26 protein-coding genes are annotated in these 26005 nt (G+C 62.8%); 4 read left to right on the top strand and 22 right to left on the bottom strand.

What is annotated here, in order from left to right; translation table 11 throughout:
* Positions 1-33: 33 nt before the first annotated feature.
* From mreD to AB5Y50_RS07245, 21 genes are all read right to left on the bottom strand, one after another.
* Positions 34-519 carry a rod shape-determining protein MreD gene (gene mreD / locus AB5Y50_RS07345; protein WP_010672635.1) on the bottom strand — a complete coding sequence of 162 codons (486 nt, stop codon included), beginning with the start codon at positions 517-519 and terminating at the stop codon, positions 34-36.
* Positions 519-1427 carry a rod shape-determining protein MreC gene (gene mreC / locus AB5Y50_RS07340; protein ID WP_029313545.1) on the bottom strand — a complete coding sequence of 303 codons (909 nt, stop codon included), beginning with the start codon at positions 1425-1427 and terminating at the stop codon, positions 519-521. The genes mreD and mreC overlap by 1 nt, the downstream gene beginning before the upstream one ends.
* Positions 1428-1468: 41 nt before the next feature.
* Positions 1469-2509, bottom strand: coding sequence for a rod shape-determining protein (locus tag AB5Y50_RS07335; protein WP_005308111.1), 1041 nt, complete (start codon positions 2507-2509; stop codon positions 1469-1471).
* Positions 2510-2725: 216 nt separating this feature from the next.
* Positions 2726-5743: a DUF6701 domain-containing protein gene (locus AB5Y50_RS07330; RefSeq protein WP_069785494.1), complete on the bottom strand. Its 3018-nt coding sequence runs from the start codon at positions 5741-5743 to the stop codon at positions 2726-2728.
* Positions 5740-6201 carry an MSHA biogenesis protein MshP gene (locus tag AB5Y50_RS07325; RefSeq protein WP_069785493.1) on the bottom strand — a complete coding sequence of 154 codons (462 nt, stop codon included), beginning with the start codon at positions 6199-6201 and terminating at the stop codon, positions 5740-5742. The genes AB5Y50_RS07330 and AB5Y50_RS07325 overlap by 4 nt, the downstream gene beginning before the upstream one ends.
* Positions 6191-7033: a type II secretion system protein gene (locus AB5Y50_RS07320; protein ID WP_082189370.1), complete on the bottom strand. Its 843-nt coding sequence runs from the start codon at positions 7031-7033 to the stop codon at positions 6191-6193. The genes AB5Y50_RS07325 and AB5Y50_RS07320 overlap by 11 nt, the downstream gene beginning before the upstream one ends.
* Entirely contained in the window at positions 7033-7605 is a 573-nt protein-coding gene (locus AB5Y50_RS07315; protein ID WP_069785492.1) for a prepilin-type N-terminal cleavage/methylation domain-containing protein, read from the bottom strand. The genes AB5Y50_RS07320 and AB5Y50_RS07315 overlap by 1 nt, the downstream gene beginning before the upstream one ends.
* Positions 7592-8071, bottom strand: a complete 480-nt coding sequence (locus tag AB5Y50_RS07310; RefSeq protein WP_069785491.1) for a prepilin-type N-terminal cleavage/methylation domain-containing protein — start codon at positions 8069-8071, stop codon at positions 7592-7594. Before AB5Y50_RS07310 ends, AB5Y50_RS07315 begins: the two co-directional genes overlap by 14 nt.
* 57 nt (positions 8072-8128) lie before the next feature.
* Entirely contained in the window at positions 8129-8575 is a 447-nt protein-coding gene (locus AB5Y50_RS07305; protein ID WP_039040426.1) for a prepilin-type N-terminal cleavage/methylation domain-containing protein, read from the bottom strand.
* Between the two features lie 18 nt (positions 8576-8593).
* Entirely contained in the window at positions 8594-9253 is a 660-nt protein-coding gene (locus AB5Y50_RS07300; RefSeq protein WP_103261576.1) for a type II secretion system protein, read from the bottom strand.
* Between the two features lie 77 nt (positions 9254-9330).
* Positions 9331-9792, bottom strand: a complete 462-nt coding sequence (locus AB5Y50_RS07295) for a hypothetical protein (RefSeq protein WP_103261577.1) — start codon at positions 9790-9792, stop codon at positions 9331-9333.
* 75 nt (positions 9793-9867) lie between these two features.
* Entirely contained in the window at positions 9868-11091 is a 1224-nt protein-coding gene (locus AB5Y50_RS07290; protein ID WP_042015317.1) for a type II secretion system F family protein, read from the bottom strand.
* A gap of 47 nt (positions 11092-11138) precedes the next feature.
* Positions 11139-12851: an MSHA fimbrial ATPase MshE gene (gene mshE / locus AB5Y50_RS07285; protein ID WP_368162559.1), complete on the bottom strand. Its 1713-nt coding sequence runs from the start codon at positions 12849-12851 to the stop codon at positions 11139-11141.
* A gap of 74 nt (positions 12852-12925) precedes the next feature.
* A complete protein-coding gene (locus AB5Y50_RS07280) occupies positions 12926-14062 on the bottom strand; it encodes a tetratricopeptide repeat protein (RefSeq protein WP_069785486.1) in 1137 nt (378 codons plus the stop codon).
* Positions 14059-14949: an ExeA family protein gene (locus AB5Y50_RS07275; protein WP_069785485.1), complete on the bottom strand. Its 891-nt coding sequence runs from the start codon at positions 14947-14949 to the stop codon at positions 14059-14061. The genes AB5Y50_RS07280 and AB5Y50_RS07275 overlap by 4 nt, the downstream gene beginning before the upstream one ends.
* Positions 14940-15122 (bottom strand): hypothetical protein, encoded by a 183-nt coding sequence (locus AB5Y50_RS07270; protein ID WP_139127957.1) that lies wholly within the window; start codon positions 15120-15122, stop codon positions 14940-14942. The genes AB5Y50_RS07275 and AB5Y50_RS07270 overlap by 10 nt, the downstream gene beginning before the upstream one ends.
* Positions 15101-16777, bottom strand: a complete 1677-nt coding sequence (gene mshL / locus AB5Y50_RS07265) for a pilus (MSHA type) biogenesis protein MshL (RefSeq protein WP_069785484.1) — start codon at positions 16775-16777, stop codon at positions 15101-15103. The genes AB5Y50_RS07270 and mshL overlap by 22 nt, the downstream gene beginning before the upstream one ends.
* Positions 16778-16847: 70 nt before the next feature.
* Positions 16848-17177 carry an MSHA biogenesis protein MshK gene (locus AB5Y50_RS07260; protein ID WP_042015443.1) on the bottom strand — a complete coding sequence of 110 codons (330 nt, stop codon included), beginning with the start codon at positions 17175-17177 and terminating at the stop codon, positions 16848-16850.
* 28 nt (positions 17178-17205) lie between these two features.
* Positions 17206-17853, bottom strand: a complete 648-nt coding sequence (locus AB5Y50_RS07255) for an MSHA biogenesis protein MshJ (RefSeq protein ID WP_039040419.1) — start codon at positions 17851-17853, stop codon at positions 17206-17208.
* Complete coding sequence (locus tag AB5Y50_RS07250) at positions 17853-18446, bottom strand: PilN domain-containing protein (protein WP_069785483.1); 594 nt, start codon at positions 18444-18446, stop codon at positions 17853-17855. The genes AB5Y50_RS07255 and AB5Y50_RS07250 overlap by 1 nt, the downstream gene beginning before the upstream one ends.
* Positions 18446-19309: an MSHA biogenesis protein MshI gene (locus tag AB5Y50_RS07245; RefSeq protein ID WP_069785482.1), complete on the bottom strand. Its 864-nt coding sequence runs from the start codon at positions 19307-19309 to the stop codon at positions 18446-18448. The genes AB5Y50_RS07250 and AB5Y50_RS07245 overlap by 1 nt, the downstream gene beginning before the upstream one ends.
* A 120-nt stretch (positions 19310-19429) precedes the next feature.
* On the opposite strand from AB5Y50_RS07245, the gene AB5Y50_RS07240 reads away from it, so the two are divergent.
* Positions 19430-20344 (top strand): 1-aminocyclopropane-1-carboxylate deaminase/D-cysteine desulfhydrase, encoded by a 915-nt coding sequence (locus AB5Y50_RS07240; protein ID WP_052224786.1) that lies wholly within the window; start codon positions 19430-19432, stop codon positions 20342-20344.
* Here AB5Y50_RS07240 and AB5Y50_RS07235 read toward each other — a convergent pair.
* On the bottom strand, positions 20341-22260 hold the full coding sequence (locus tag AB5Y50_RS07235; RefSeq protein ID WP_010672614.1) for an EAL domain-containing protein: 1920 nt from the start codon (positions 22258-22260) through the stop codon (positions 20341-20343). The genes AB5Y50_RS07240 and AB5Y50_RS07235 overlap by 4 nt on opposite strands.
* 517 nt (positions 22261-22777) lie before the next feature.
* Between AB5Y50_RS07235 and AB5Y50_RS07230 the strand changes: the two genes are divergently transcribed.
* From AB5Y50_RS07230 to AB5Y50_RS07220, 3 genes are all read left to right on the top strand, one after another.
* Entirely contained in the window at positions 22778-24313 is a 1536-nt protein-coding gene (locus tag AB5Y50_RS07230) for an EAL domain-containing protein (RefSeq protein WP_069785512.1), read from the top strand.
* 151 nt (positions 24314-24464) lie between these two features.
* Complete coding sequence (locus tag AB5Y50_RS07225) at positions 24465-25562, top strand: calcium:proton antiporter (protein WP_010672612.1); 1098 nt, start codon at positions 24465-24467, stop codon at positions 25560-25562.
* Between the two features lie 248 nt (positions 25563-25810).
* Positions 25811-26005 (top strand): transposase domain-containing protein (locus AB5Y50_RS07220; protein ID WP_368162519.1); only part of this gene is annotated, 195 nt, incomplete at its 3' end.

The following is a 26005-nucleotide window of genomic DNA, read 5'->3' as shown; positions in this document are numbered from 1 at the left end:
TGCGCAGTTACAATGCGTTGTTTTTATTCACATTCACTTGATATTGAAGCGACGCCGCACCTTGCGCAAGACCATAAAAATCCAGGGCCATATTAACATCGTCGTCAACGTCGACCAAAAGTAGGCGAAGTTGAGGCTGGCCCGGCTGAACAGATGCTCCGCCCAGAACACGGTGATCTTCCCCACCAGGGAGAGCAGACCGATGATCAGCGCCTGCTGCCAGAGGGAGAAGTTGCGGATCTTCTGGAACTGGAAGGCCGCCAGGTAGGTGGTGATGGCCATGGCCATGGCCCGCACGCCGAGGGTGCTGCCGAGCAGCACGTCCAGCAGCAGGCCCGCCACCCAGGCGGTGCCGACGTTGGTCCGGTGCGGCAGCGCCAGCGCCCAGTAGATGAGCACCATGGCGAGCCAGTCCGGACGGAAGGGTTCGAATTGAAAGGGAAGCGGCAGGATGGAGAGGCACAGGGCCAGCAGGATCGAACACCAGATCCAGATCCTGCCGCTGGCGGGTTGCAGCATCAGCGCGTCGCCCCCGCCGCCGAGGTTGCCGTGGCCGCCGAGGCGCTCGCCGCAGGCTCAAGGGCATCCTTGTCGTGTACTTCCGGTTTCTTGTCGGTCCACAGCAGCAGCAGGTAGCGCAGACGGTCCAGCGCCACCAGCGGCTTGGCCTCGATCTGGGCGAAGGGCTTGCCCTCCACGTAGTCGGAGCGGGTCACGGTCGCCACCGGATAACCTTCCGGGAAGCGGCCGCCCAGGCCCGAGGTGACCAGCAGATCGCCGACCTGGACGTCGGTGTTGCGGGGCAGGTTGCGCAGCTCCAGCTTGTCCAGCTCGCCGCTGCCGGAGGCGATGGCGCGCAAGTCGTTGCGCAGCACCCGCACCGGGATACCGTGGCTGGAGTCGGTGATGAGCAGGACGCGACTGGTGGTGGAGCCCACGTGGAGCACCTGACCGACCACCCCCTGATCGTTGATCACCGGCTGGCCGTTGTAGACGCCATCCAGCGCCCCCTTGTTGATCAGCACCTGATGGCTGAAGGGGTCGGAATCCACCGACAGCAGCTCGGCCACCATCTTGCGGGACTCCTTGTGTACCGGCGACCCCAGCAGCTCGCGCAGACGCTGGTTCTCGTGCTCCAGCTGATCCATCTTGAGCAGGCGCGAGCGCAGGGTGAACAGTTGCTGCTCCTGCTGCTTGGTCTGCTCGATGAGATCGGCGCGGGTCTGCACCTGGGTCGACATGGTGTCGAGCAGGGTGCCGGGGGCGTTGGCGATGTATTGCAGCGGGCTCACCAGGGAGCTCAGATAAACGCGGACATGGCTGAACACACCGAAGCGGGAATCCGCGACGATGGCAGCGACGGAGATGATGACGGCGAGAAACAACCGTAACTGAAGCGAAGGGCCTCTACCGAAGATGGGTTTCATGAGTCGTCAAAAAAGAGCCGGCGCTCGGCCGGCTTTGGGTCTTATTCGTAGTGGAACAGATCGCCACCGTGCATATCGATCAGCTCCAGCGCCTTGCCACCGCCACGGGCGACACAGGTGAGGGGATCTTCAGCCACGACGACCGGGATGCCGGTCTCTTCCATCAGCAGACGGTCGATGTCCTTGAGCAGGGCACCACCACCGGTCAGCACCATGCCGCGCTCGGAGATGTCGGACGCCAGCTCGGGCGGGGATTGCTCCAGGGCCACCATGACGGCGGAGACGATGCCGGAGAGCGGCTCTTGCAGCGCTTCCAGGATCTCGTTGGAGTTCAGGGTGAAGCTGCGGGGCACACCCTCGGCCAGGTTGCGACCGCGCACTTCGATCTCGCGCACCTCTTCGCCCGGATAGGCGGAGCCGATCTCGTGCTTGATGCGCTCGGCGGTGGCTTCCCCGATCAAGCTGCCGTAGTTGCGACGGACGTAGCTGATGATGGCTTCGTCGAACTTGTCGCCACCGATACGGACGGACTGGGAGTAGACCACGCCGTTCAGGGAGATGATGGCCACTTCGGTGGTACCGCCACCGATGTCCACCACCATGGAACCGGTCGCTTCGGAGACCGGCAGGCCGGCACCGATGGCGGCAGCCATGGGTTCATCGATCAGGTAAACCTCGCGGGCGCCGGCGCCCAGAGCGGATTCCTTGATGGCGCGACGTTCCACCTGGGTGGAGCCGCAGGGTACGCACACCAGCACGCGCGGGCTGGGGCGGAAATAGTTGTTGTCGTGAACCTGCTTGATGAAGTGCTGCAGCATCTTCTCGGTCACGTAGAAGTCGGCGATCACGCCGTCTTTCATCGGGCGAATGGCGGAGATGTTACCAGGGGTACGACCCAGCATCTGCTTGGCGGCATGACCGACAGCAGCGACCGATTTGGCGTTCCCGCGCTCTTGGCGAATGGCGACAACTGAGGGTTCGTTAAGGACGATCCCTTGATCTTTTACATAGATCAGGGTGTTGGCAGTTCCCAAGTCGATCGACAGATCGTTGGAAAAGACGCCTCTGAGCTTTTTGAACATGGCTACGGGAAATCCTAAGAATTTGGAGGTGCAGAAAACCGGCTAACTTTACCAATGCCCACCCCAATGGGCAAGCGCTCAAACTGTCGCCAATCAATCAGGCGCGACAAAAATGCGAGTCATCACTCACCCGCTCAGGCCGACAAACACTACGAAACAAGGAGATAAGACGCCGCTGTACAGCAATGCGTCTATCTCCCCGTGTCAGCCCGGGTGTCAGGGCATCACTTCGCGGCGATAAATAATTCTGTCATTACCCCGATCCCGGCCAAAAATGGCCTCTCCCAGCAGGTGATCCGCCGTGGCCGGATCCGCCAACCAGACGGGTTGGGATGGCTGTTGCTCCAGCACGATCCGATAGGGAATGCGCACCGCCTGATTGGGCGGCGCGAAGTGGAACCGGGTCTCGCCTGCGTCGAAACCGACCTGAGTACCGCCCGGAGCCACATTGCCGAGACCAAGGCGAATGCGGGTACCGTCTTTGAGGATCAGATCCCCCGTCGCGGAGTCATAGCGTTGCTCCGCATCGGTAAAGACGATACCACCTCCCGCCAGGGAGATCTGGGTACAGATATCTTGCGAATTGGCTCGCCTATCTTGCGAATTGGCTCGCCACAGGCCCCCTTCGAAATATTGCACCTGCAGGGGCAGCGCCAGCGGGGCGCTATCGACCCCCTGACGGGTGCTGGCGAGCAGCCGGCCGTAGTAGGCGATCATGGTATCGTCCGATCCCTTCGGAATGGAGAGCTGTTTGGCGGTGCAGTTCACCCCGCTCTGGCAAGTGCCGCTGACGGACGGATTCATGTTCCGTCCGCTGAGGAAGCTGGTCTCAGGAGTCTCACCGTCCGTTACTCTGAGCCCTAGTCGCAGGAGCGGCAAGGGCTCTTCCGGTGCGGTCAGGCTAGGGGTCAGTTCGCGCAGCCGCATAAAGCGGGTTTGACCTGACTGCTTGCCTGTTCCTTCGGTCCAGCTGGCGGCCAGCGGCGCCAGCCGATTGGATCTGTCCACCCCGTCCTGATTGTTGGCGGCCACCAGGGTGAGGGCCCCCCTGGCAAAGGCATCACGGTAGTTCCTCGTGACACTCCCTTCCTTGTTGCGCGCCTCCACCACCGTCTGTACCCCGAATGGCTGGCTCATATAGCTGAAACCACCGCAGGCCGGGGTGACGGTGCCGCTCGTCATGTTGAAGTCCCAGGGTACGAAGCGCCCCAGCGGCACGCTGGTGGCGGGAGGGATGGTGTAACCGAAATAGCCCGTTGATACTGTGCTTCCCTCTGGCGACGTTGCCACCGGTGGCGTCGCCTTGATCCTGAAGACCCCGACCTCGTTGAGACTGAGGGCGGGGGTATTGAGGCCGGCACTGGCTGCAACGTGGCTGTACTTGGTCGGAGTGACCTGGGCGGCCACGCCCCCCTGAGGGGCCACCAGCTCGCTGGTCAGGGCGATGTCGGACAACACGAAGTTGGGGGTGGTGCTATTGCCGGTGCAGATATCCTCATCGGTGTCGCTCTGCCACGCCATGGCCCGGATATTGAGCGAGAAGCTGTCTCCCGTCCTCTTGAACACAGGGCAGGTGATATCCCCTGCCGCACAGGTCCCCTGGGTGGGCGTGATGCAGAGCCCCACCGGGCGGCTCACGAACAGATCCGACCCCGTCATCACCAGCCCTGCGGTATCCCCGCTGCCATCGTGGCGGGCATTGAGTCGCATCTGGCCCGCATCCGGATAGCGAACACTCTTCAACGTCGCCTTGCCTTGACCATCGAAGGTCAAATTGAGGGTTGTCGCCGCTGGCGAGACTACATTGGCGGCATAAGTCGAAATCGTCTTGCCATCTATCGCCATCTGACTCCCGGCAGAATTGTCATTCGGGGTGACATACGTTCCCCAGAAGCCGACCGAACGCTCACCGGTAAAACCGGGGACACACTGCTGGGTCGCATTGTCCTTTTTGACGGCACTGATCACTACATCTTGGGGCCTGTTGGCCAGGGTATCCGGCACATTGAACAGGAAGCCGCTGTCGGCAAAGCTCAAGGTACAGGCGGCGGCGCTCAGGGCGCCGCTGCCCGCCCGGCAAAGCGTCTCGCTAAGCGGCTTGGTGGAGGGAATAGAACCACTCACCCCCACCTTCATGACACTCGCCAGATTGTTGCGCAGCTGCAATTTGGCGGTGCCGTTGCTGAAGGTCACGGTAGCGGTGTTGCCGTTGTAGCTCACCTGGCTGTCGGCTATCCAGCCGTTGCTGCCATTCTTCAGGGGGGTCAGGATGGCGCTCACCTGGTCCGTGAACAGCTGGCTGCAACTGGCGTTGGCGCAGGCCCGGATGGTGAGGGTCTCGGGGTTGCAGGTCAGGGCCTGACCGGAGTGATCGAACTCGAAGTGATCGATCGCCGCGGTGACGGGGGGGGACATCTTGTCATTGATGGCGGTGGTGCCAGACATAAACAGGGAGCGACTGGTCGTTCTACCGTTGATAACGCTCGCGTTATTCATGTTCAATGCCTGATCGGCATATACCAGGCCGTTGACCAGGCTTTCACCATTCAAATTGACATTCTGGTATCCAAACAGCAGCACAGATCCCGTCTTGGCTGCGTTGAGACGCCCGCCATTAAACTCCACCGCGTTGACGAAGATACGTACATTGCCCCGGGTTTCAATCTCCCCGCCCTGATTGACGACGAGTCTGTCTATCCAATAATCCCCGGCGGGCAGCACCACTTTTGCTCCCCCCAAAGCGAGAGACTGGATTCTGTACTCTTGACGGGTGCTGGAGAAGGTCAGGGTGCAGGCACTGTAGAGGCTGATAGTCCCGAACTGGTATTGGCTGGCGCTACCCAGGGTTAGCTGTTGTCCCGCGCTGCAGTACCCCAGGCTGCCATCGTTGCCGGAACTGCTCAGAAAGCGGTTGCCACCCGAGGTAGACAGACCGCGGATGGAGCGGCCCGTGATGGAGCAGAGCCGGCGCGATCCACTGGCGTTGTCACAGCCATCCAATGGCATTCCAGATCCCTGATTCGAGTCACAGAAATTCAATGCGGCACCTGCCGTGCCCGTTATTTTCGCCTGGTTGTTCTGGGTCAGCATGGCGTTATCCTGGCCGGTACAGACCGCGTTGTTATTGCCGCGATGGCCCTGAACCACAGCCGGGAAATAGGTGTCACTGTCAACGGTTTCGAATCCATGAACCATGCCAGAGAGCATTGTTAAGACCAGCAACCAGAATCTCATGGATTCACTCCATCGAAAGCTTCCGCCACCAGGGTGCGGCTGACGGCAAAGTCCGGGTTGGGGCCACTGTTGGCCCCGGGTTCACCACAGCGCCCTTCGCTGCTGAAGCGATAACCAGTCTGGGTCACGCCGGCCACGCTCACCGGCAGCTTGGTGCAGCTGACACTGGCCTTGCAGCCCGCCAGCCCAGCCTCGGTGAAAGTGAATGTCAGGGGGCCGCAGGCTTGCCCCTGCCACTGGCCGCTCGGGTAGAGCCGGTACAGGGCAATCTCCAACCCGCTCTGGGCCGCCATCAGGGCACGCACCCCGCGCACCTCCACCGTGTGCTTCTCGCTGCTGTCCACTAGGAAACGCCCCATGGCCGCCGCCAGCAGGGCCATGATGACGATGACGAAGAGCGCGATCAGGATGGCGCTGCCCCGCTGGGACCTCACCATGGAGGGAGTGTCAGGGCACATTGAGGGTCTCCAGCTTGTGGTGGAAGACGACGTGCTCGTCGCGCTGCTCAAACACTAGCCGCAGCCCCACCTCGCTCGAGCTGAAGGCGGCAGGATCCCGATAGAAATAGGATTCGGAGGGTCGAATATGTTCTGCCATCAGGGCGTGTGTTGATTCACGGTATCGCATCAAAGTACCCTGAGTGTCGATACAATAACGCACCTGCTGATTAGCAAAATAAATGCGTTTGGCGGGGGACTCCCTATCAAACGCCGCATCTACGGTCACAGTTCCGATCTTAGTTGTTGGCTCGAAGGAGCCATCCCCCACCACATTGGCCACACACTTGCCATGAATGCATCCCGCTTCTAGGCCACCCTCTCCTGTAATGGGATACACGACAGCCCGATAGCCATCAGTAGGAAGCTCGCCGGCGGATGAAGCCACCATAGTCAGCTCGAAATTACCTGCTACGGATTTATTGAGGCTCAGATAACGACTGGCGGTGGCGATGGGCCAGAAGCGCAGGCAGGTCCCCTGATCCGCCCCCTTGCCCGCCTCATCCTCGATGCGCACCGAACCGGGGACCGCATCGCGCAGCTCGCGGTTGAGCCGCTCCAGGGCGAAACGGGCATCGCTCATCAGTTGCTCGCGGCGGCTGGCATCTCCGTAGATCTGGGTACCGATGCCGATAAACTGGCTGGAAAATGTCGCCATCACCCCGAGCAGCAGGATCACCATCACCAGCTCCACCAAGGTGAAGCCCCCCTCACGCCCGGGTCGGACGCGGTCACGGGCGAGTCTGGCACATGGGTGTTCCCACGCGACATCACGGGAATGTGGCTTGCCCATCAGTAGTTCCCCCGATAGAGGCCGAAGACCAGCTCGCTCCCGTCCGGCAGGCGCACGGTCAGGGTGATGCGCTTGCCGATGGACTCAGCCCCCTCCCCCGCGCTGCCAAAGAGGGTATCCGGCACCACCGCGATCTTCACCTGGTAGCGTCGATACTCCTCCTCGCTGCTCGCGGCCGAGGCCTGAGTAAAGTAGCTGGCGTCCACCCAGCGGCCTGCCGTGTCGAAATCGTCCACGTCGTTGAACCCGTAGGGGCGGGTCTCGCCACCATCGGGGCCATAGTCGGCGCTCGCCGTGCAGGGGGGATAGGTAAAGGCGGGCACACCGGCCGTCTCGCCACAGCGAAAACGGCCGCCGTTGTGATCGGAATGCTCGTCGAAAGACTTCTCCAGCATCTCGCCGAGAATGCGCTGGGCGAGCTGGGCGGCGCGTACCTGCTGCACCGGATCCACCGCCTGGGGTGCCTGATTGATGAGAAGCCCCAGGACGCCGGTCAGGGCGATGGCCAGCAGCACAATACCGACCACGAACTCGATCAGGGTGAAGCCGCACCGGGCCTTAAGGGAGGGCATGGATATAACCTTCCGGCTCGATGCGCAGCCGGGCGCTCTCCTGCCCGCTGCTCACCGCCAGATTGCAGCCATTGACGCAGGTTGAGGGTGAAAGCGGACGGCCGCTGCGCTTGTCGAAAGAAAAGCTCCCTTGAGGCAGGGAGAGGCCGCCGGAGGCGGTGATGACTCGCCCCCGGCTCTGCTCGTCCGCACTCCAGCCGGAGATGGGCTTGGGGGTACAGCTGCCAAGCAGGGTCAGATGACCGAAGCGGCTCGGCTCCACCACCAGCTGGGTGCAGCGCGCGTCCCCTTCCTGCATGTTCATGGTCTGCACCAGCCGCAGCCGGGCCACCAGCTCGTCACGCAGGGTATGGGTTTCAAAGCCGCCTTTGCCCAGCCATTTAGGCACGGCAAAGGCGGCCAGAATCCCGAGCAACAGGATTACGATAACCAGTTCTATCAGGGTGAAGCCCTTGTTTCTCGGCATTTGCTTGCTCATTGAATAATGAAAAAGCGAGGCCGAAGCCTCGCTTGTCAACACGTATTACTTACAGTTTTGCAACTCGGTTTTGAAAGGAACAGTATCACTGGTTGCGGCTGTGTATTTTACGGTACAAGTATTGCCACTGGTATTAGCAGGGGCAAAAGTTGACTCGAGAGCAGTTGCGCCAGAAGCTGCAACCCAGCCGTCCAGGGTTACAGCAGCGGAAATGGTATCAGCGGTCGGGTAGCCATAGATAACCTTGACACCGGTCATTCCATTCAAGTCAGTACCACCTGCCGCAGATGCCTTTTCCTGCCCATTCAGAGCTGCCTTGCTATAGACCAGATTGGCAGCGCTGGACAACGCTGCCTGCACGCCCTGCGCGGCAGACTTCTTGGCATCATCCTGCAGATTCAGGAACTTGGGCGCGGCGGTGACCGCCAGAATGCCCAGGATGATGATCACGATCACCAGTTCGATCAGGGTAAAACCCGCTTGCTTCTTCATTACGTTTTCCTCTGTTTATCAATTGATATTGGTAGTCACCTGGCCGGAGGCCGGGCGGTAACTGAAACTCATGAACTCATCCGTGCTCCCTTGCGGGTCCTGATAGCGCCCATCACTTCCCTTGCTCAGGCTGTTGACCAGATAGTAACGGCAGACCGAATCCAGTCCATTGTTGCTCACCGTGGCATAGAACTTCAGGTCATTGCCGCTACCGCGCACCTCGTCAAAACGGGCAGTAGCCTTGGGAGGATTCTGCAACAACCCCTCCCAAATATTGAGGCAGCGGGCCGCCGTCAGGCTGGCCGGATCCACATCGGGCGTGCCGCTTGCTGCCGTGTCCATGGGATACCCGGGAGAGAGCTCGCCATTGCTGACCTGACTGTCGGTCGGCGTGGTCAGATAGAAACGCGAGCCGTCATAGAGCACTGTGTTGAGTCCATCCTGCCTGGCACGCCCTTCGGCCTCCCACTGGGCCCGCACCAGGGACACTCCGGTGGCGAAACCGCCAGACACCCCTTCCACGCTCGCCTTCTTCGCCTCGTCGGTCACATCGAGAAAACGGGGCAAGGCGGTGACGGCCAGGATCCCCAGGATCACGATGACGATCACCAGCTCAATCAGGGAAAAACCGGCCATCTGACCGGGCCCCTGGCCGGGTATCACTCTCTTTGTTGCCATGCTGCCTCCGTAATGTTCCGCATTATTTCATGCAGATAGAAAAAAATCATGTCGCCGAGACGCTAGAACGATACTGTTCAAGATTTGTTCAGCAAACTGCCGTCGGCGAAGCGATAGATCAACCAGTTAGCCTCCCAACCAAATTCGCATCCCCCCCCATCCGGGCTAGCCAGCACCTGCAGGGTGGGCATCGACAGCGCCTCCTGGCCGAGCAAGGCCGACCAGAGCCCGCGGCAGTTCTCGGACGGTGACTGTAGCGGCAACACCGCCAGCGGCCAGCCTCGCCCATCGAACTGCCAGGCCCGCCCCTCTGCATGGAGCACGGCGGGGCGCCGCTCATCGAGCCAGCGCCCGTGCAGCCGCTGGACCCGCTCGGCAAACTGCTCCCCCAGCAGGGTCAGGCTGACCGCCAGCGCCTCTTCCCTGTGGCTGCGATAGCTCAGGGCCAGGGTGGCAAGGATGACCAGCAGCAGGATGCAGGCGATCAACCGCCTGTAGCCTCCCAGCCAGCGCTCATCCTGCTCGGACTGTCTGCTCATCGCATCACTTGCCCCGCACGGCCCGCATCATCTCCCCGCCATTGGGAGAGTGAAGATGCTGGTTGCACAGATAACTCACGACTGACCCCGCACCGCTCGCATCATGTCCCACATGGGAGTGAAGATACCCAGCGCCAGCACCAGTACCATGACCGCCACTATGCCGATGAGGATGGGTTCGATGCGGGCGGTGAGGCTCTTGAGGTCATAATCCACCTCACGCTCGTAATACTCGGCCGCTTCGTGCAGCAGCTCGTCCACCTGGCCGGTCTCCTCCCCCACCGCGATCATCTGCATTACCAGAGGGGTGAAGAGGCCGCTGGCGCCGGCGGTGCGCAGCAGGCTCTCGCCGCGCTCGATGCCGCCCCGCATGTCGCGGATCTGTCCCGCCATCCAGGCGTTGTCCACCGCGTCGGCCACCAGGGTCAGCGCCGTGTTGAGCGGCACCCCGGCCTTGAGCATCATGGAGAAGCTGCGGGCAAAACGGGCAAGCAGGGAGCGCTCTATGATGGAGCCGACGATGGGCAGCCGCAGCTGCCATCTGTGCCAGGCCAGCCTGCCTTTGGTGGTGGCGACCCAGCGTCGCCAGCCGACGACGGCGCCCACCAGGATGGCGAGCAGCAGCCACCAGTAGTGAACGAAGAAGTGGGAGGTGGCCAGCAGGATCCGGGTCGCCAGCGGCAGCTCCACCCCGAACTTGGCAAACATCCCGGCAAAGACGGGGATCACCATGATGTTGAGGATCACCATGGCGACGGCGATGGCAATCAGCACGAAGGTGGGGTAGCGCATGGCGGTCTTGATCCGCTTGCGGGTCTCCAGCTCCAGATCGAAATAGTTGGCGAGCTGCAGGAAGGCCTCCTCCAGCTGACCCGTGTTCTCCCCCACGTGGATGATGGCCACGAAGAGGCTGCTGAACACCTTCGGGTGCGACTGCATCGCGCTCGACAGCGGCCGGCCGTTGGCCAGATCCTCCCCCAGAGCGTGAAGCGCCCGCTTGAGGGGCTTGCTGTGGGCGCTCTCCTCCAGCCCCGCGATGGCGCGCAGGATAGGGATGCCTGCACGGGTCAGGGCATACATCTGGCGGCTGAAGACCACCAGCTCCTCCAGCTTGACGCTCCCTTCCAGCAGCAGCGACCAGTCGATGCTGGCAGACCTGGCCTTGCCGGCCTTCAGCTCGGTGGGCATCACCCCGCGGCGCATCAGCTGCTCGGCGGCGGCCTGCTCGCTGACCGCTTCCACCACGCCGCTGACGGCCTGGCCCTGGCTGTCACGCCCCTTGTAGGCAAAACGGTTCATGGGCGACCCCGGCAGAGTAATTCAGTACGATCCAGATGCCTCATGCGTTACCCCAGGTCCTCGGCCAGCCGAAGCACCTCGTCCACCGAGGTGATCCCCTCGCGGGCATAGTCGAGCGCCGTCAGGGCCAGGGGACGGTAGTGCTCGTGCGCCCGTGCCGCCCGGGCAAACCCCTCGGCATCGTTGCGGCGCAGGGCATCCATCATGGGTTGATCCAGCTCCAGCAGCTCGTACACCCCGATCCGGCCCGCATAGCCGGTGAAGTTGCAGCTCTGGCAGCCTCGTCCCTTGCGATAGCGATGCTGCCCCGGCGCTTCACCGGAGAGCACCGAGAGCCAGGTGGGCTGCCCCTCGTCCGGCGCCGTCTCGCAGGCGCAGTGTTCACACACCCGCCGCACCAGGCGCTGGGCCACCACGGCCCGCAGGGCGCTCGCCACCAGATAGCCGGGCGCCCCCATGTCGATGAGACGCAGGGCGCTGGTCACGGCGTCGTTGGTGTGCAAGGTGGTCAGCACCAGGTGGCCCGTGATGGCGCCGCGCAGGCCGATCTCCACCGTCTCGTTGTCCCGCATCTCCCCCACCAGCAGGATGTCCGGATCCTGGCGCAGGGTGGAGCGCAGCACCTGGGAGAAGGTGAGCCCTATCTTGGGATTGACCTGCACCTGGCTGATGCGGGGCAGACGGTACTCCACCGGGTCTTCCACCGTGATGATCTTGTGGCTGGCCTGGTTGAGCTCGGAGAGGGCGCCGTAGAGCGTCGTGGTCTTGCCGCTACCGGTCGGCCCCGTCACCAGGATCATGCCGTGAGGGCGTTTGAGCTGACGACGGAAGCGGGTCAGGATGGCGGGGGGCATCCCGGTCTCGGCGAGCGACAAGATGCCGGAGGATTGATCCAGCAGCCGCATCACCACGGACTCGCCATACTGCACCGGCATGGTGGACATCCGCACATCCACATCGCGGCCGCGCACCTTCATATTGAAGCGGCCATCCTGGGGCAGACGCTTCTCCGAGATGTCGAGCCCGGCCACCAGCTTGAGGCGCAGCACCAGCGCCTGGGCGATGCGCACCTCGCTCAGGATGTTTTCGTGCAGCACGCCGTCGATACGCTGGCGAATGCGCAGCACCTTCTCGTCCGGTTCGATATGGATGTCGGAGGCACCCACCTGTACCGCGTCCTCGAACAGGGAGCGCAGCAGCTTGGCCACCGTCGCCTCCCCCTCGTCGGTTGCGGCATTGAGGCTGCCGGCCCCCAGCTCGAAGCCGGTCTCCTGGTGCTCTTCGTGCAGTTGCACCGCGAAGTTCTCTATCTCACGGGTGCGGCGATAGAGGCGATCGAAATACTCCAGCAGCTGGCCTTCACGGGCCACCGCCAGCACCAGCTCCCGCGGGCTGAGCAGGGCAGCGATGGCGTCGAGGGCGCTCAGATCCGCCGGATCCGACATCACCACTGTGACCTTGTCGTCGCTCAGGTTGACGGCCAGCGCCCGGTAGCGGCGCGCCTGCACCTCGGGCAACAGGGTCACGGCCGAGACGTCGATGGTGAGGTTGTTGAGATCGAAGAAGGGCACATCCAGCTGACGGGCGAGGAAGGTCAGCAGTTGCACCTCGCTGATGAAGCCGAGATCGATGAGGGTGGTCCCCAGCTTGCGGCCGGTCTGGCGCTGCTGCTGCAGGGCGAGCTGCAGCTGATCATCCGAGATGATCTGTTCCTGTACCAGCAAGTCGCCTAGGCGCATTTTCAGTCTGGGTTGTGCCATTGTTGCTCCGATCTCTGTTGCTTCACGCCCGCTGCCTGGTCCGATGGCATGGGCTCATCGAACTGCCGCTTTAATCAATGGGTCAGTTGGCCAATTCGTTGTTCAAGCCATTGGGTGGAGGCCTCCCCCAGATTGCCGTGCAACTGGGCATTGCGATAGGCATCCAGTGCCCGCTGACGGTGTCCCTGACCATCCTCCGCCACCCCCAGTCCTAGCCACCATCGCCCCTGATCCGGCTGCTGGCGCAGCAGCCTGACGTACATCTCGGACGCCTGGACAGGCTGCCCCAGCTCCTGGGCAAGACCGGCCCAGGTGGCGTAATAATCCAGATTGCTGGCAATATCGGGCTGATAGCCGGTGAGCCAGTCCAGCGCCTTCTGCCGATCCCCGCCGCTGATGGCCACACGGGCCAGCAGCAGACGCAGGTCCGCCTGCGCGGGATCCAGCCTCAGCCCCTCTTCCAGCACCTGGGCGGCCTCGGTCAGCCGTCCGGCGCCATAGAGCAGGCCCGCCAGCTGTTCCCGCGCCCCCTGGTTGTGGGGATCGTGGGCCAGCACTTCGTAGTAGCCATCCTGCGCCTCCTGCATCCGTCCCTTGGCCATGGCCGTGGTCGCCTTGCGCTCGGCCAGGGTGGCCAGCTCGGCGTCGGAGAGTTCCACCGTCTCGATCTTCAGGATCCCGGGTTTGCGCGGCGCGGCGGGTGCAGGCGCCTCTTCGGCGCCCTGCTCAGCAGCCAGCTCGGCATAGAGGTCCGGCTGCAGCTCCTCGTCGCTCGGGATCGTCTCGTCCCCCAGCGCTTCCTGCGGATTGCCCTCATCGGCGAGCACGGCCTCATCGGCCGGCGCCTGCTCGGCTGCGGAGGGGGCCACTCTCGCGGCGGTCGACTCGGCACTGGCGGTGGGCACCTTTGCCATTGGCGCGGCAGAGGAGACCGCCTGTGTGGTGGCCACCACGGCCAGGGGCGCGGATGGCGCCACCGCAGGGGCGGTGCGGGGGGCCTCGACCTGCGCCGCTGGCAGGGAGGCTCGCTGGCTCTGCTGCCAGAAGATCCAGGTGCGCCAGCCGAGGATCCCCAGGGCCAGGGTACACAGCAGGGTCAGCACCAGCATCCACCAGCCTTGCTGGCGCACCGGCGCCACATAGACGGCGGCTCCCTCGGCCTCTTGCTGACGCCTATCCAGATCTTTCAGCATCTGATTGATCACGCTCATGACCAGACTCCATACGCCAGGGCAGCGCCCAGCAACAACAACAGGGGCCACCAGAGGGTGAGACGGCCACGGCGGGCATCATCGGTATCCCGGATGGCGAGCCGGACCAGGGCGCTGTCGATCCGCCGCACACCGCGGCCATAGGCCAGCATCAGGCACTTCTGCGCCAGTATGTTGATGAGGCGGGGAATGCCGCGGGATGCGCGCCACAGCCTGCGCAGGGCGCGGCCATCGAACAGGGCGGCCCCGCGATAGCCGGACACCTGCAGCCGGTACTCCAGATAGGCCCGGGTCTCGTCGAGCCGCAGCGGCCGCAGGCGGTAGGAAAAACCGATGCGCTGGCGCAACTGGCGAAGACGGGGCTGCCCGAGCCTGGCATCCAGCTCGGGCTGGCCGAACAACACGATTTGCAGCAGCTTGCTGGATTCGGTTTCCAGGTTGCCAAACAGCCGGATCGCCTCCAGGGTCTCGTCCGGCAGGGCTTGCGCCTCGTCGATCAGCACCACCACCCTGCTCCCCTGCCGATGCAGGGAGATCAGATGGCGGTGAATACGATCCGTGAGATCCAGCTCGCTCTCCCCCGCCAACGTCAACCCCAGCTCCAGGGCCAGGGCCGTGCGCAGCTCCCCCGGAGTGAGATGGGGGTTGGGCAGCCAGGCCAGGCGCACCGGGCAGGCCTCGGAGCCGAGCTCGCTCAGCAGTTTGCGACAGAGCAGGGTCTTGCCGGTGCCGACCTCGCCGGTCACCTTGATGAACCCCTCCCCCTGGGAGAGCGCCCAGTTGAGCACCTGCATGGCCTCCTCGTGGGGGGGCAGGCCGTAATAGAAACCGGTGTTCGGGGTCAGGCCGAAGGGGGCCTCCCGCAGTCCGAAGTGACTCAGATACATGCTCCCTCCCGGCCAGAGTCCAGGGCGCGCAGCCGCAGACAGCCCCGGATCAGCGACATGGCGCCACCGCCGTCGGGCAGGGCAGACTGGCAGCAGCCGGGAGGCGCCGCCACATGGGAGAAGGAGTGCTCAACAGGCGCGTCATCCCGGATCAGCCCTTGGGGGGATACCATTTGTCGAGCAGCTCGGAGGAGCGTTGCAGCTCTTTCTGCCAGGTGTCCTTTTCCACCACGGTGGGCTTGAGCAGGATCACCAGCTCCACCTTGCGGTTGCTCTCCCGGCGGTTGGTGAAGGCCTCGCCGACCCAGGGGATGTCACCCAGCAGGGGCACCTTGCTGACAATCTCCTGCCTGTCGGTCTTCATCAGACCACCGATGACGATGATGTCCCCATTGTTGGCCTGCACCACGGTATCGGACTCGCGGATGGAGCTCTTGGCCAGCGGCAACACCAGGGGATCGGCGGTGCCGACGTTGATGGTCTTGCTCTGCTCCTCGGTGTCGATGACGGAGGGGTGGATATGCAGCAATACCTTGCCCTGCTCGTCGATCTGGGGCGTCACGTCCAGGGCTATCCCCGAGAAGAAGGGGGTCAGCTCCACGTTCGGGGTGACGATGGGGGCCGAAGTCCCCGAGGTGGTGGTGGTGGTCGAGGCGTTGGTGACGAAGTATTCGTCCGTCCCCACCTTGATCACCGCTTTCTGGTTGTTGGTGGCCGTCACGCGCGGGCTGGAGAGGGTGTTCACATCCCCCTGGGTCTTGAGCAGGCTGACCGCGACGTTGAAGTTGCCATCAGAGATGGTGAAACCGGCGCCGCCCCCCAAAGCCCGGAAGATCTGGTTGGGGGTCGAAGCGATGGGGCTGTCCATGAGGGAGCCGCCCCCCGTGATACCCTTGCCGCCGTCCCAGCTTGCGGAGAGGCCGCTCCAGTCCACCCCCTGCTCGTAACCCTCGTTGAGGGACACTTCCAGGATCCGCGCCTCCAGCACCACCTGGCGCTTGAGGTGTTCGCCGGACTGGTCCAGGAACTCGCGCACCGCCTTGAGCTCCTTGGGATAGGCACGCACCGTGACCAGGCCCGCCTGGGGACTGGTGATGACGGCCCGCCCTTCCCCTGTGCCGATCAGGGTCTGCAGGGAATCCCGCAGATCGGTCCAGTAGTCGTTGTTGCTGTCCGTCTCGATGCGGGTGCCATTGCTGTTGGTGTTGTTGTCACCGCTGGCGGTGTTGCCCTGGCTGTTGTTGTTGCCGCTGTTGTTCAGGCCGTTGTCGAAGTTGTTGTTATTGCCATTATTGTTGTCGTTGGCCGTCACCCCGCCTGTGCTCACCGAGGTACGGGAGAGACCGCGCCGGGCCATCATCAGGTAGTTGACCGGAATGGTCTCGGTGCGCAGACCGGCGGGATAGACGTGGAACACGTTGCCCTTGCGCTGTACGTCGAAGCCGTACATGTCGCCGACGGTCGCCAGCGCCTCCTGCAGGGTCACATCCTTGAGCTCTACCGAAATGACGCCCGCCACACCGGGATGGACCGCCACGCTGTAGCGGGAGCCCTTGAACAGGGAGCCGAAGAACTCCACCGCGTCCACGTCATGGGCCGCGATGCGCATCCGCTTCTCGGGAATGGTCATCGGCTGCTGGGGACGATTGAGCTGCAACAGCTCGCTCTGCACCGAGGGCGGCAGGGAAGTCAGGGGGGCGGTCGGGCTCTGCTCGCTCATCGCCTGCTTGAGTGCATCTTTGGCCTGTACCGGCTCGGGGTGACGATAGGTAGTGCAACCCGCCACCGCCAGCGCGAGGGGAAGCAGACAAAAAGGGTGTTTTTTCATGTTATTCGTGCACCTGACTCGCTATGAAACTCGACAAACCTGGCCCGCACCATCCCGTGCGACACCCACTTCACATCCGGATCTTGCTGCCAAACAGGGTCAGTGTCTGGCGTTTGCCCGCTTTTTCCAGCACCACGCTGTCGGCGCTGATCCCCACCAGCCGGAATCCGTTGACCTGCTGGCCGACCCGGTAGCTTTGACCGTCGAGCACCGCCAGGGCGGGCCCGCTCCCCAGGATGACGCTCTGCAACCTGGGCAGACCGGCCTCCTTGGCGACACTCGCCGCCGAACCGGATCCCGCCAGGGGCAAGGTGGGATCCTGCAGCACCTCGGCCTGGGCCTGCAGCGCGAGCAGGCTCCCCCACAGGGCCAGCCAGCGCCAGGATGGGAAGGCAAAAATGCGGGATCCCGTCCCGCCGACATGCCGCTTAACCACGGATGAACTCCTTGCTGGTGCTGAGGGTGTAGATCTCCATCGCTACCGCCGCCTTGGGATGCTCGACCACCCGGTAGTCAAAGCCCTTCCAGTAGAAGTGGCGAGGCAGGGCTTCGAGCGCTTTCAGGTACTGGTAGACATCGAAATAGCCGCCCTCCAGCTGAAGCCGGATGCCGTGCCTGAACAGGTTCACCTTCTGCTCCCCGGCCATCAGCGGCTCGGGCTTGAGGGAGGTGAGCGCCAGCATATGCAGGTTGGCGGAGCGGGACAACAGGGCCTCCAGCACTGCGGGCATTTCGTGGGCGGGGATCAGATCCACCGTCTGAGCCAGCAGCTCGGCATCCATCTGGCGCAGAGTGGTCTCGACACTGGCGAGCTGCTCGCGTACCTGGGCATCGGGATCCCGCCCCAGCCTGGCCTGCTTGCCCTGGTTTTCCAGGGTCAGGATCTCCAGATCCCGCTGCGCCGCAGCCAGGGCCTGCCGATCCTGGCCCAGCCGGGTGTCGGCGTCATCCAGCCAGCCATAGATGCCCATGGCCCCGAGCAGCACGACCCCGGTCAACAAAATGAGGATCCGCTCGCGCAGGCTGAGGGCTGCGATCTGCTGCGCCCATCCCTGCCATTGTGCCTTCATGTCCATCAGGGAGTCTCCCGCGCTATGCCACTGAGCTGGAAGGCAAGCTGGCCCTCCTTGTCCCGACTCAGGGTGAGCTCGCCAAACTGCTTGCCCGCCAGGGAGGGGGTCTGCCTGAAGCGGTTCACCCAGGCGGGCACGTCCTGACTGCGTTCGGCCACGCCCGCGAGGTTGATGCGCCCGTCGCTTATCTCGATCCGTTGCAGGGAGAGGCGGGGATCCCGCAGGCGGGCCAGGTCCGCCATCACCCCCGCATAGCCCTGGGATTTTTGCAGGGAGAGGTGGCCAAGCTGCTGCATCAGCGCCTGTTTGGCCCCCAGCTCTTCCCGCTTGTCGGCCAGTTGCCGCTGCAAGTCTGCATTCGCCAGATGGCGCGCCAGCTCCGCATCGAGACGCCTGGCCTCGCCGCGCTGCACGTCGAGCTGTGCCCGCACGCCAGCCAATTCACGATCGAGGCCCTGCTGTTGCCAGCCATAGAAGAGGGTGGCCCCCAGCAGCAGCACCAGGACGCCGCCCCAGACCAACGCCATCTGGGGCAGGCTGGCCCACAGACGTCTTGGCCGGAATTCGGCGCCATAGAGGTTGATATGGTGTTTCATCAGTCGCTCCTGCCCAGGGCCGCACCATAGGCACTGAGGTATTCGACTCCTGCCAGTACCGCCTTGTTTGCCATGGCCGACACCGGGAAACCGAACGTCTGTTCCAGGTGACGCACCAGTACCCCCATGGCGGAGGAGGCGATGGCCAGTTGCAACTGGCCGGGCTCGGGCAGCTTGAGATGGCCGGCCAGATAATCGATGGATCGCTGGATCTCCAACGCCAGCGCGTCGAGCTGGTCGGCATCTGGCTCATGGCTGCCGGTGAGGCTCGCAAATCCGCGCAACTGGCGGGAGAAGCAGAGTCCGCCCCGATGGAAGACCAGCAGTTGCAGCTCCTGCCCCCGGGGTTGCCAGAGCAGCATGCGCACCATCTGGTCCGCCTCGTAGAGGGCCGTCATGGCCAGTTCGTCACTGACGATGGCCTCCAGGGTCGCCGCGCCGTTGACCGCATCCGCCACCTGCTGCACCCGGCTCTTGGGCATGCAGACAACGTTGATGCGCGGACGCCCGGCAGGGGGCGTCGGCAGATCCACATAATCCATGGCGAGCTGCAACACCGGCTCGTTGACGAAATCCTTGATGGCCCAGGGCAGGGCCCCCGCCATCTCGGCATCGGGGACGGCGGGCTTGTCGATCTGGATCTGCTGATAAAGGCTGGCCGCGAGGGCCACCCGCACCTTAGACTTGGCCAGACCGTACCGGGAAAACAGCTCGGCCAGGGCCTTGGACCAGTCGTGGGGGCCGTTGACAGGCTGGCTGGCAAACACGGGAACGGGGTCCACGCAGGCCAGCAGAATGCGATCGCTGGCCAGCAGGATCCCGACCTGATGGCTGGAGGGAGAACGCCTGAACAGTGACTTCATCTGGATCTTCACCTGGCCGCGTAAAACGGACTAAACCTTAACATAAACAGGCTATTAGCCTCCAACTTTATGACAAACGACGCATCGACGGCCACGCTGGCACCCACGGGAGACGATCCCATGGCTCCCCTTCAGCTCCCCTCCCCCCTGCACCGGATCCGGCATCCTCTGCTGGCAGCCCATGACGTCACGCTCTGGTGCAAGCGGGATGATCTGATCCACCCGACCCTCTCCGGCAACAAGTGGCGAAAGCTCAAATACCATCTGCAACAGGCACAGATGCTGGGCAAGGGCCACATCCTCTCCTTTGGCGGCGCCTACTCCAATCACATCCACGCCCTGGCCGCAGCAGGACTCAGACTGGGAGTGCGTACCACGGGCATCATACGCGGTGAAGGGGATACCGTCAGCAATCCCACCCTGAAAGCGGCGAAAGGCTGGGGTATGGATCTCGTTTTTGTCGACCGGCAGGACTATCGCCGGCGCCAGGATCCCGAATGGCTTGCCCGGTTCGAGGATGACGACACCCTGCTGGTACCGGAAGGAGGCAGCAGCCCGCTGGCCATCCCCGGGGTGGCCGAGCTGGTCGACGAGGTGCCCTTCTCGCCGGATCTCTGGGTGCTGCCCTGCGCCAGCGGCGGCACCCTGGCGGGGCTCATCGCGGGCAAGCGGGCGCAGGAGCAGATCCTGGCCATCGCGGTGCTCAAGGGGGCCGACTTCATCACCGGCGAGGTATGCCGGTTGCATCCGGCGGCGGCCACTACTCCGGGCTGGCGCATTGCGCTGGATCACCACGATGGCGGCTATGCCAGGTTCAGTCCGGCACTCTGGCAATGGGTGCAGGCATTCAGTGCCGAAACCGGCTTGCCGCTGGAACCCATCTACAGTGGCAAGGCGATGTGGGGGCTGTTTCGCGAACTGGCGGCAGGCCGCATTGCGCGCGGCAGCAAGATCATCTTCATCCACACCGGTGGCTTGCAGGGGCTGGCGGGCCTGGAGGAGCAGGGCCGCCTGTCACCCCGGCCGGGACGCTAGTCAGGCAGATTGAGGGGCTCGGGGTCGGCAAACCAGGGACCTTGACCGGCATGCACGCCCAGGTGTCGCAGCATCTTCCACTCGTCGCCACTCTCCACCCCCACCGCGATGACCCGGGCCTGGGTATTGGCACAGCCCCCCACCAGACTGCGTACCGCCATCTGGTTGACCTGGCGCAGGTGGATCTCCCGCACCAGGCTGGGGTGCAGCTTGAGGAAGTGGATCTCGAACTCCTTGATGTACTGGGTGCTCACCACGTCCTGGCCCGCATGATCGATGGCCAGCCTGCACCCCAGCATGCGCATCGCCCGAAGCGGCCGCTTGAGGGCCTCGTAGTGGCGGGTCACCTGGGACTCCGACAACTGCAGGATCAACCCCTCGTTGGTACTGCGCGGCAACTGGAACAGCTCGAAGAAGAGCTCGCGCTGGAACTCGCGGGTGAGCAGGTTCTGGGCGCACAGAGAGAGGCTGATGGGGCAGCTCGATGCCGGTCGCTGGCGCAGCAGTCGCAAGGCTCGGGCCACCACCAGCCTGTCCAGCGGCAGCAGCAGACCGGCCTTCTCCGCCATGGGCATGAAGACCCCCGCCTGCAGCTCCCGGCCCTGCTCGTCGTGAAGGCGGATGAGCAGCTCCTGCTGCAACACCACCTGATCCCGCTCCTGCTGCACAGGCTGGACGTAGAAGTCGATGCCCTGCTCCTCGATGCGACGGCTGATCAGGGTGCGCCAGCGCACCGTTCCCTTGCTGCTCGCCTCCTCGTTAAGGGATTTCTCGAACAGGAACCAGCCGCTGTGTCCTTGCAGGCGCGCGCTCTTGAGCGCCAGCTCCGCCTCTTCCTGCACCTTGAGCAGGGAATCCTGTGCCTGATAGCAGACCGCACCGAGATAGACGGCGGTGTCGGCATTGACCGCTTCGGGCCAGTGCAGCCGCTGCAGACTCTTGAGCAACTGGCTGGCACCGTCCACCATCTCGCTCTCTGACATGTTCGGCAGCAGCACGGCAAAGACCTGACCGGCATAGCGCGCCTGCAGGGCTCCGCTGTGCTTTCGCACGAAGGCGGCGATGGTGGCGCTCGCCTCCATCAGGAGTTCCTGGCTCGGGCGCCCGCTCAGCTCGGGATCCAGCTCCTCCAGACCGGCCAGCTCGATCAGCAGCACACCGCCGCTGATCACGCTTGCCTCCATGATGGCGCTCTCCAGCCGGTTGTCGAAGAAGAGGCGATTGCCGATGCCCGTCGTCTTGTCGACGAAGGCGTTGCTGCGGATGAAGTTGTCGAAGCGGCTGCGCTCCTTGCGAGCGTCGGCCAGCTCGGTCAGCAGATGGGTGAGGGCCTGACTGGCCGAGACAGGCCACTCTTCGGCAGGATCATGGGCCAGCTTGGTCAGCTTGCCATCCAGGATCAGCTGGGCACGCTCCGCCAGCAGCTCGGCACCGCGCAACTGCTGACGCAGCCAGCGGATGGAGTACCAGAGCCCGAACACCACGATGAAGATACCCAGAGAGATGCCAAACATCGCCTTCATGGAGTACTCAAACTCCTTGAACGGCCTGTCCAGCTTGAAGTCGGCCCGCATCCCGGCCTGATTGGGGATCGCCTCGCTGTAGGCGATCAGCAGGCTCTCATCCGTCTGCTGCTGCACGTCGCGAAACCAGTAAACCCGCTGCTTGTCCTGACGGATCTCCAGCTCCACCACATGGGAGGCCCGCAACAGGGAGGGCAGCCAGCGGGCAAGGGCTTGCTGGTCATCGGTCACCCCGAGCTGCTTGTCGATGATCTCCACCAGGGAGTCGACCCGGTTCTGCTGCAGCTCCATTCCCATCTGGCGGAAACTGAAGACCCCGCCGAGCATCACCATGGCCATGGCCGAGATCACGCACAGCGTAATAAAAGAGACGAGTTGAGTGGTCAGTTTCATGTGCCTTTCCGTAGCCGACAGCATCCATAGGGCATCATGGTATCAGCCCAGACCAAACGCCGCCTATGGATGAAGATCCCGCTTCTGCAAATAAGCGGGCGGCTGCGTCATGCGGCGCCGTAGTGCAGGTCGCAAAAGAGAGAGGCATCAAGGGAGAGAGCGAGGGGACACAGGCTGAGGAGCGGACAGAAAAATGGTCCCACAACGGGGACCAAAAGAAACACTCATATCAAAACTAACACTCTGTGCTACTGACAAAAATAGATACAGGAGTATTGAACACACGGTGAGTCAAACCGCACCGCTACTTTAGCCACTTCAGATAAGCTGGACAATTGTCATTTATGACAGGTCAGCGATTGAATCTTGTTCAGGTGTGTAGCCATATCCTTTATTTATCAATTAATTATCGTTTTTGTTCCAAGTGTGACCAACTTGGCTCAAATCGATGCAGCTAATGCTATGATGCTTGAGTCTCAATCGGATTGTTTCATTTCATGGAAGAAGGATGCTCACCATGTCAGCACGATCTCCGCTATGGATTCCTCTGGCCCTCTTCTGTGTGCCCCCGCTGTTGATGCTGTTGCTCACCCCCCTGTTGAGCGACAAACTGGCTCACCACCTGTTGCAGACAAAGGAAAGGGCTCTGCTCGACTACCAGCAGGAGCGCAACCTGCTCCTGGATCACGATGTCCCCGCCCAACTCGCCCACTTTGCCTTCGATTGCGGCCCCACAGACATGGCGCTGCTGCGCTCACCCCAGTATTACAACCGCCATATTCGCCTGGCCGGCCTGCAGCTTGCCAACGGGAGCGGCTGCTCCACCCTGGGCCCCGCGCTGCCCCAGCTTGCCGACGCCGGCATGCCGGTCTCCCCTGATTTTCACCTCTCCAGCACGGCCCCCATGTTCGATACCGAACGCGAAACCCTGGTCTATGCGAGACGCAACGGCAATCTGGCCTATTGGGTGCTCGACAGCAGCTGGAGCCATGAGCTGCTGCGCACCCCCTGCAACGACTGTTTCTATCTGGAGTTCAACCACAAGCACCCGGCCCAGTTCGGGCTCTTTTTCCCCCGTGGCAACAAGCACATTCGAGAAGAGGCAAACCCGATGCGGCTGCTCAGTTTCGATCCCCAGCATCAGGTGGAGCAGACCCTCTGGGCTGGCGAGGCACTGAAACGCTACGCCCGCTCACAGATACACCGCGATGGCCTCTGGTCGGCCGGGGCGCTGGGGGCGCTGCTGGCTGCCCTCTACTGGAGCCTTAGAAACTACCGGCGCTCCCTCAAAGGATTGCTGCAAAGAGGACTGGCTCGGCGGGAGTTCATCCCCTTCTATCAGCCCATAGTGGACAGCAGAAACCGAAGGGTGGTGGGATTCGAGGCCTTGCTGCGCTGGCAGCGAGGACGGGATCTGGTGTCGCCAGGCACCTTCATCGCCTATGCGGAGGAGCAGGGGCTGATCCTGCCGATGACGGACCAACTGCTGGAGCGCATCCTGGCGGATCTCCCCGTCCTGGCCCCGCATCAGTGGGTCAGTGTCAATCTGGTGGCGGGCCATATCGAGCAGCCTCGTCTGCGCACCCAGTTGCAGCGCCATGGCTGGCCCTCGCCGGCCCGCCTCACCTTCGAACTCACCGAGCGGGATCCCATCAAGCACATCCAGGGGGCCATGGCGGAGATCGCAGCCCTGCAGGAGAGGGGCTATCACTTCAAGCTGGATGACTTCGGCACCGGTTATGGCGGCTTTGCCTACCTGCAACGGCTCGGCATTCGCCAGATCAAGATCGACAAGATGTTCGTGGATACCATAGGCACGGACGACCTCAAGCGCAGCGTGCTGGATGCCACCATCGCCTTTGGCCTCAAATCGGGCATGGAGATGATCGCCGAAGGGGTCGAAACCCAGGAGCAGGTGGATTATCTGCATCGCCACGGAGTCCACCTGATCCAGGGCTACGTCTATGCCAAGCCCATGCCCCTGAGCAAACTGAAGATCTGGCTGATGGCATGGCAAGAGGGCGAGACAACCAGCCCCTCCGACCCGCACTGAGGCGGTATCTGCCCCGCCTCTCACCCTTTGCAACAAAATGATGCTCCGCATGAGGAGCATCTCCCCTTATCATGGGTCTGTGCACCTTGGGTGCACCAAGTCGCTCCATACCCCGTCGGCCGAGGCCGCCCCGAGATGAGAACCACTGCCTATGAAGTCTTTTATCCGACAAGAGATTGCTCTGCCTGCCGGTCTGCTGACCCTGCTCTTCTTCAAAACCCTGGGGAGCGACCTGCTGGCAGAGACAACCCCCCTTGCGGTCTACCTGCCGGTGTCGCTGGCCCTGCTTGCCATCGTGACCTGGGCCATCTTCTCCGTCGTGCGTCACTCTGACGCCCTCGCCATCAAGCTCGGGGAACCCTTCGGTACCCTGATCCTGACCCTCTCGGTCATCTCCCTGGAAGTGGTGATGATCTCCTCCGTCATGCTGACCGGCGATCCCAATCCCACCATGGCCCGGGACACCATGTTCGCGGTGGTGATGCTGGTCACCAACGGTCTGGTGGGCTTCACCCTGCTGTTTGGCGGCTGGCGCTATCACACCCAGAACTTCAATCTGGACGGGGTCAAATCCTATCTGGTGGCCATCATTCCCCTGGCACTGCTCTGTCTGGTCCTGCCGAACTTCACCCAGGGCGGTACCCTGGGCAGCCTCTCCAAGGCCATGTCATGGATGCTGATCATCATCTCCATCCTGCTCTATGGTGTCTTCCTGCTGATCCAGACCCGCAGCCACAGCCACTTCTTCGTCGACAGCGATCACGAGGATCTCGAGGATCACCACGGCCCGCTGCAGAGCAACGTCTATCACACCCTCTTGCTGCTCGCCTACCTGGTGGTGGTGATCCTGCTGGCCAAGACCCTGGCCATCCCCATCAACTACGGGGTGCACGTGATGGAAGCCCCGATGGCGCTGGGTGGCTTCATCGTCGCCTGTATCGTGCTGGCTCCCGAAGCGGTCGGCGCCATCAAGGCGGCCTTCAACAACCAGTTGCAGCGGGCCATGAATCTCTACTTCGGCTCCGTGCTGGCCACCATCGCCCTCACGGTACCCTCCGTGCTCTTCATCGGCTCCCTGATGGGGCAGGAAGTGCGCCTGGGCCTCTCCCCTGCCGACATGGTGCTGCTCATCACCACCCTCATGGTCTGTAAAGTGACCTTCAGCAGCGGCCGCACCCACGCCCTGCACGGCGCCACCCATCTTGTGCTGTTTGTCGTTTACCTGTTCCTGATGTTTGAACACGGATAAGGCTGCCAGCACTCACCCCAGTGCTGTTCGTGGTTTATCTGTTCCGGATGTTTGAACACGGATAAGGCAGCCACCACCTGCCTGCTGCCACTCTGCGCAGCGCGCTTTCGATAGCCCCGACGCGGAGCGCGGGAGACGAAAATGAAAAGACCGCCCCATGGGCGTAATGCCGATCAGTTAAGGATCCATTGACCGATCCTCAGGCTGTGTAAGAATCCGAAACTCCTTGTTGGGTTTCGGATTTTTTTATGCGTATCGACCAAGCTCTCGACTTCATTCACGCCTGTCCTCCCGGAAAGTTTGAGTCCCTGTCTGACCTGCTGTCACCTGAACTGGTGCAGGCTTGCTTGGCCGAGACGGGCTCCGTCTCCTTGCGCCGACGGCGCATGCCCATGGAGCGGGTGCTATGGGCCATTATCGGGATGTCCTTGTTTCGTCATGTC

The sequence above is a fragment of the Aeromonas sp. s6 genome, from assembly GCF_040907815.1.
Taxonomy (GTDB): Bacteria; Pseudomonadota; Gammaproteobacteria; order Enterobacterales; family Aeromonadaceae; genus Aeromonas; species Aeromonas caviae.
Note: the sequence above shows the minus strand (reverse complement) of the source record. Positions and strands in the feature narration are given on the sequence as shown.

Coding starts and splice junctions, on each gene's coding strand:
- mshL (WP_069785484.1), bottom strand. CDS start 16,777: ATGAAAAAACACCCTTTTTGTCTGCTTCCCCTCGCGCTGGCGGTGGCG.
- AB5Y50_RS07300 (WP_103261576.1), bottom strand. CDS start 9,253: ATGGCAACAAAGAGAGTGATACCCGGCCAGGGGCCCGGTCAGATGGCC.
- AB5Y50_RS07335 (WP_005308111.1), bottom strand. CDS start 2,509: ATGTTCAAAAAGCTCAGAGGCGTCTTTTCCAACGATCTGTCGATCGAC.
- AB5Y50_RS07295 (WP_103261577.1), bottom strand. CDS start 9,792: ATGAGCAGACAGTCCGAGCAGGATGAGCGCTGGCTGGGAGGCTACAGG.
- AB5Y50_RS07275 (WP_069785485.1), bottom strand. CDS start 14,949: ATGTATCTGAGTCACTTCGGACTGCGGGAGGCCCCCTTCGGCCTGACC.
- AB5Y50_RS07315 (WP_069785492.1), bottom strand. CDS start 7,605: ATGCCCTCCCTTAAGGCCCGGTGCGGCTTCACCCTGATCGAGTTCGTG.
- AB5Y50_RS07240 (WP_052224786.1), top strand. CDS start 19,430: ATGGCTCCCCTTCAGCTCCCCTCCCCCCTGCACCGGATCCGGCATCCT.
- mreD (WP_010672635.1), bottom strand. CDS start 519: ATGCTGCAACCCGCCAGCGGCAGGATCTGGATCTGGTGTTCGATCCTG.
- AB5Y50_RS07235 (WP_010672614.1), bottom strand. CDS start 22,260: ATGAAACTGACCACTCAACTCGTCTCTTTTATTACGCTGTGCGTGATC.
- AB5Y50_RS07290 (WP_042015317.1), bottom strand. CDS start 11,091: ATGAACCGTTTTGCCTACAAGGGGCGTGACAGCCAGGGCCAGGCCGTC.
- mshE (WP_368162559.1), bottom strand. CDS start 12,851: ATGGCACAACCCAGACTGAAAATGCGCCTAGGCGACTTGCTGGTACAG.
- AB5Y50_RS07255 (WP_039040419.1), bottom strand. CDS start 17,853: ATGGACATGAAGGCACAATGGCAGGGATGGGCGCAGCAGATCGCAGCC.
- AB5Y50_RS07280 (WP_069785486.1), bottom strand. CDS start 14,062: ATGAGCGTGATCAATCAGATGCTGAAAGATCTGGATAGGCGTCAGCAA.
- AB5Y50_RS07320 (WP_082189370.1), bottom strand. CDS start 7,033: ATGGGCAAGCCACATTCCCGTGATGTCGCGTGGGAACACCCATGTGCC.
- AB5Y50_RS07230 (WP_069785512.1), top strand. CDS start 22,778: ATGTCAGCACGATCTCCGCTATGGATTCCTCTGGCCCTCTTCTGTGTG.
- AB5Y50_RS07310 (WP_069785491.1), bottom strand. CDS start 8,071: ATGCCGAGAAACAAGGGCTTCACCCTGATAGAACTGGTTATCGTAATC.
- AB5Y50_RS07245 (WP_069785482.1), bottom strand. CDS start 19,309: ATGAAGTCACTGTTCAGGCGTTCTCCCTCCAGCCATCAGGTCGGGATC.
- AB5Y50_RS07330 (WP_069785494.1), bottom strand. CDS start 5,743: ATGAGATTCTGGTTGCTGGTCTTAACAATGCTCTCTGGCATGGTTCAT.
- AB5Y50_RS07225 (WP_010672612.1), top strand. CDS start 24,465: ATGAAGTCTTTTATCCGACAAGAGATTGCTCTGCCTGCCGGTCTGCTG.
- mreC (WP_029313545.1), bottom strand. CDS start 1,427: ATGAAACCCATCTTCGGTAGAGGCCCTTCGCTTCAGTTACGGTTGTTT.
- AB5Y50_RS07270 (WP_139127957.1), bottom strand. CDS start 15,122: ATGGTATCCCCCCAAGGGCTGATCCGGGATGACGCGCCTGTTGAGCAC.
- AB5Y50_RS07305 (WP_039040426.1), bottom strand. CDS start 8,575: ATGAAGAAGCAAGCGGGTTTTACCCTGATCGAACTGGTGATCGTGATC.
- AB5Y50_RS07250 (WP_069785483.1), bottom strand. CDS start 18,446: ATGAAACACCATATCAACCTCTATGGCGCCGAATTCCGGCCAAGACGT.
- AB5Y50_RS07325 (WP_069785493.1), bottom strand. CDS start 6,201: ATGTGCCCTGACACTCCCTCCATGGTGAGGTCCCAGCGGGGCAGCGCC.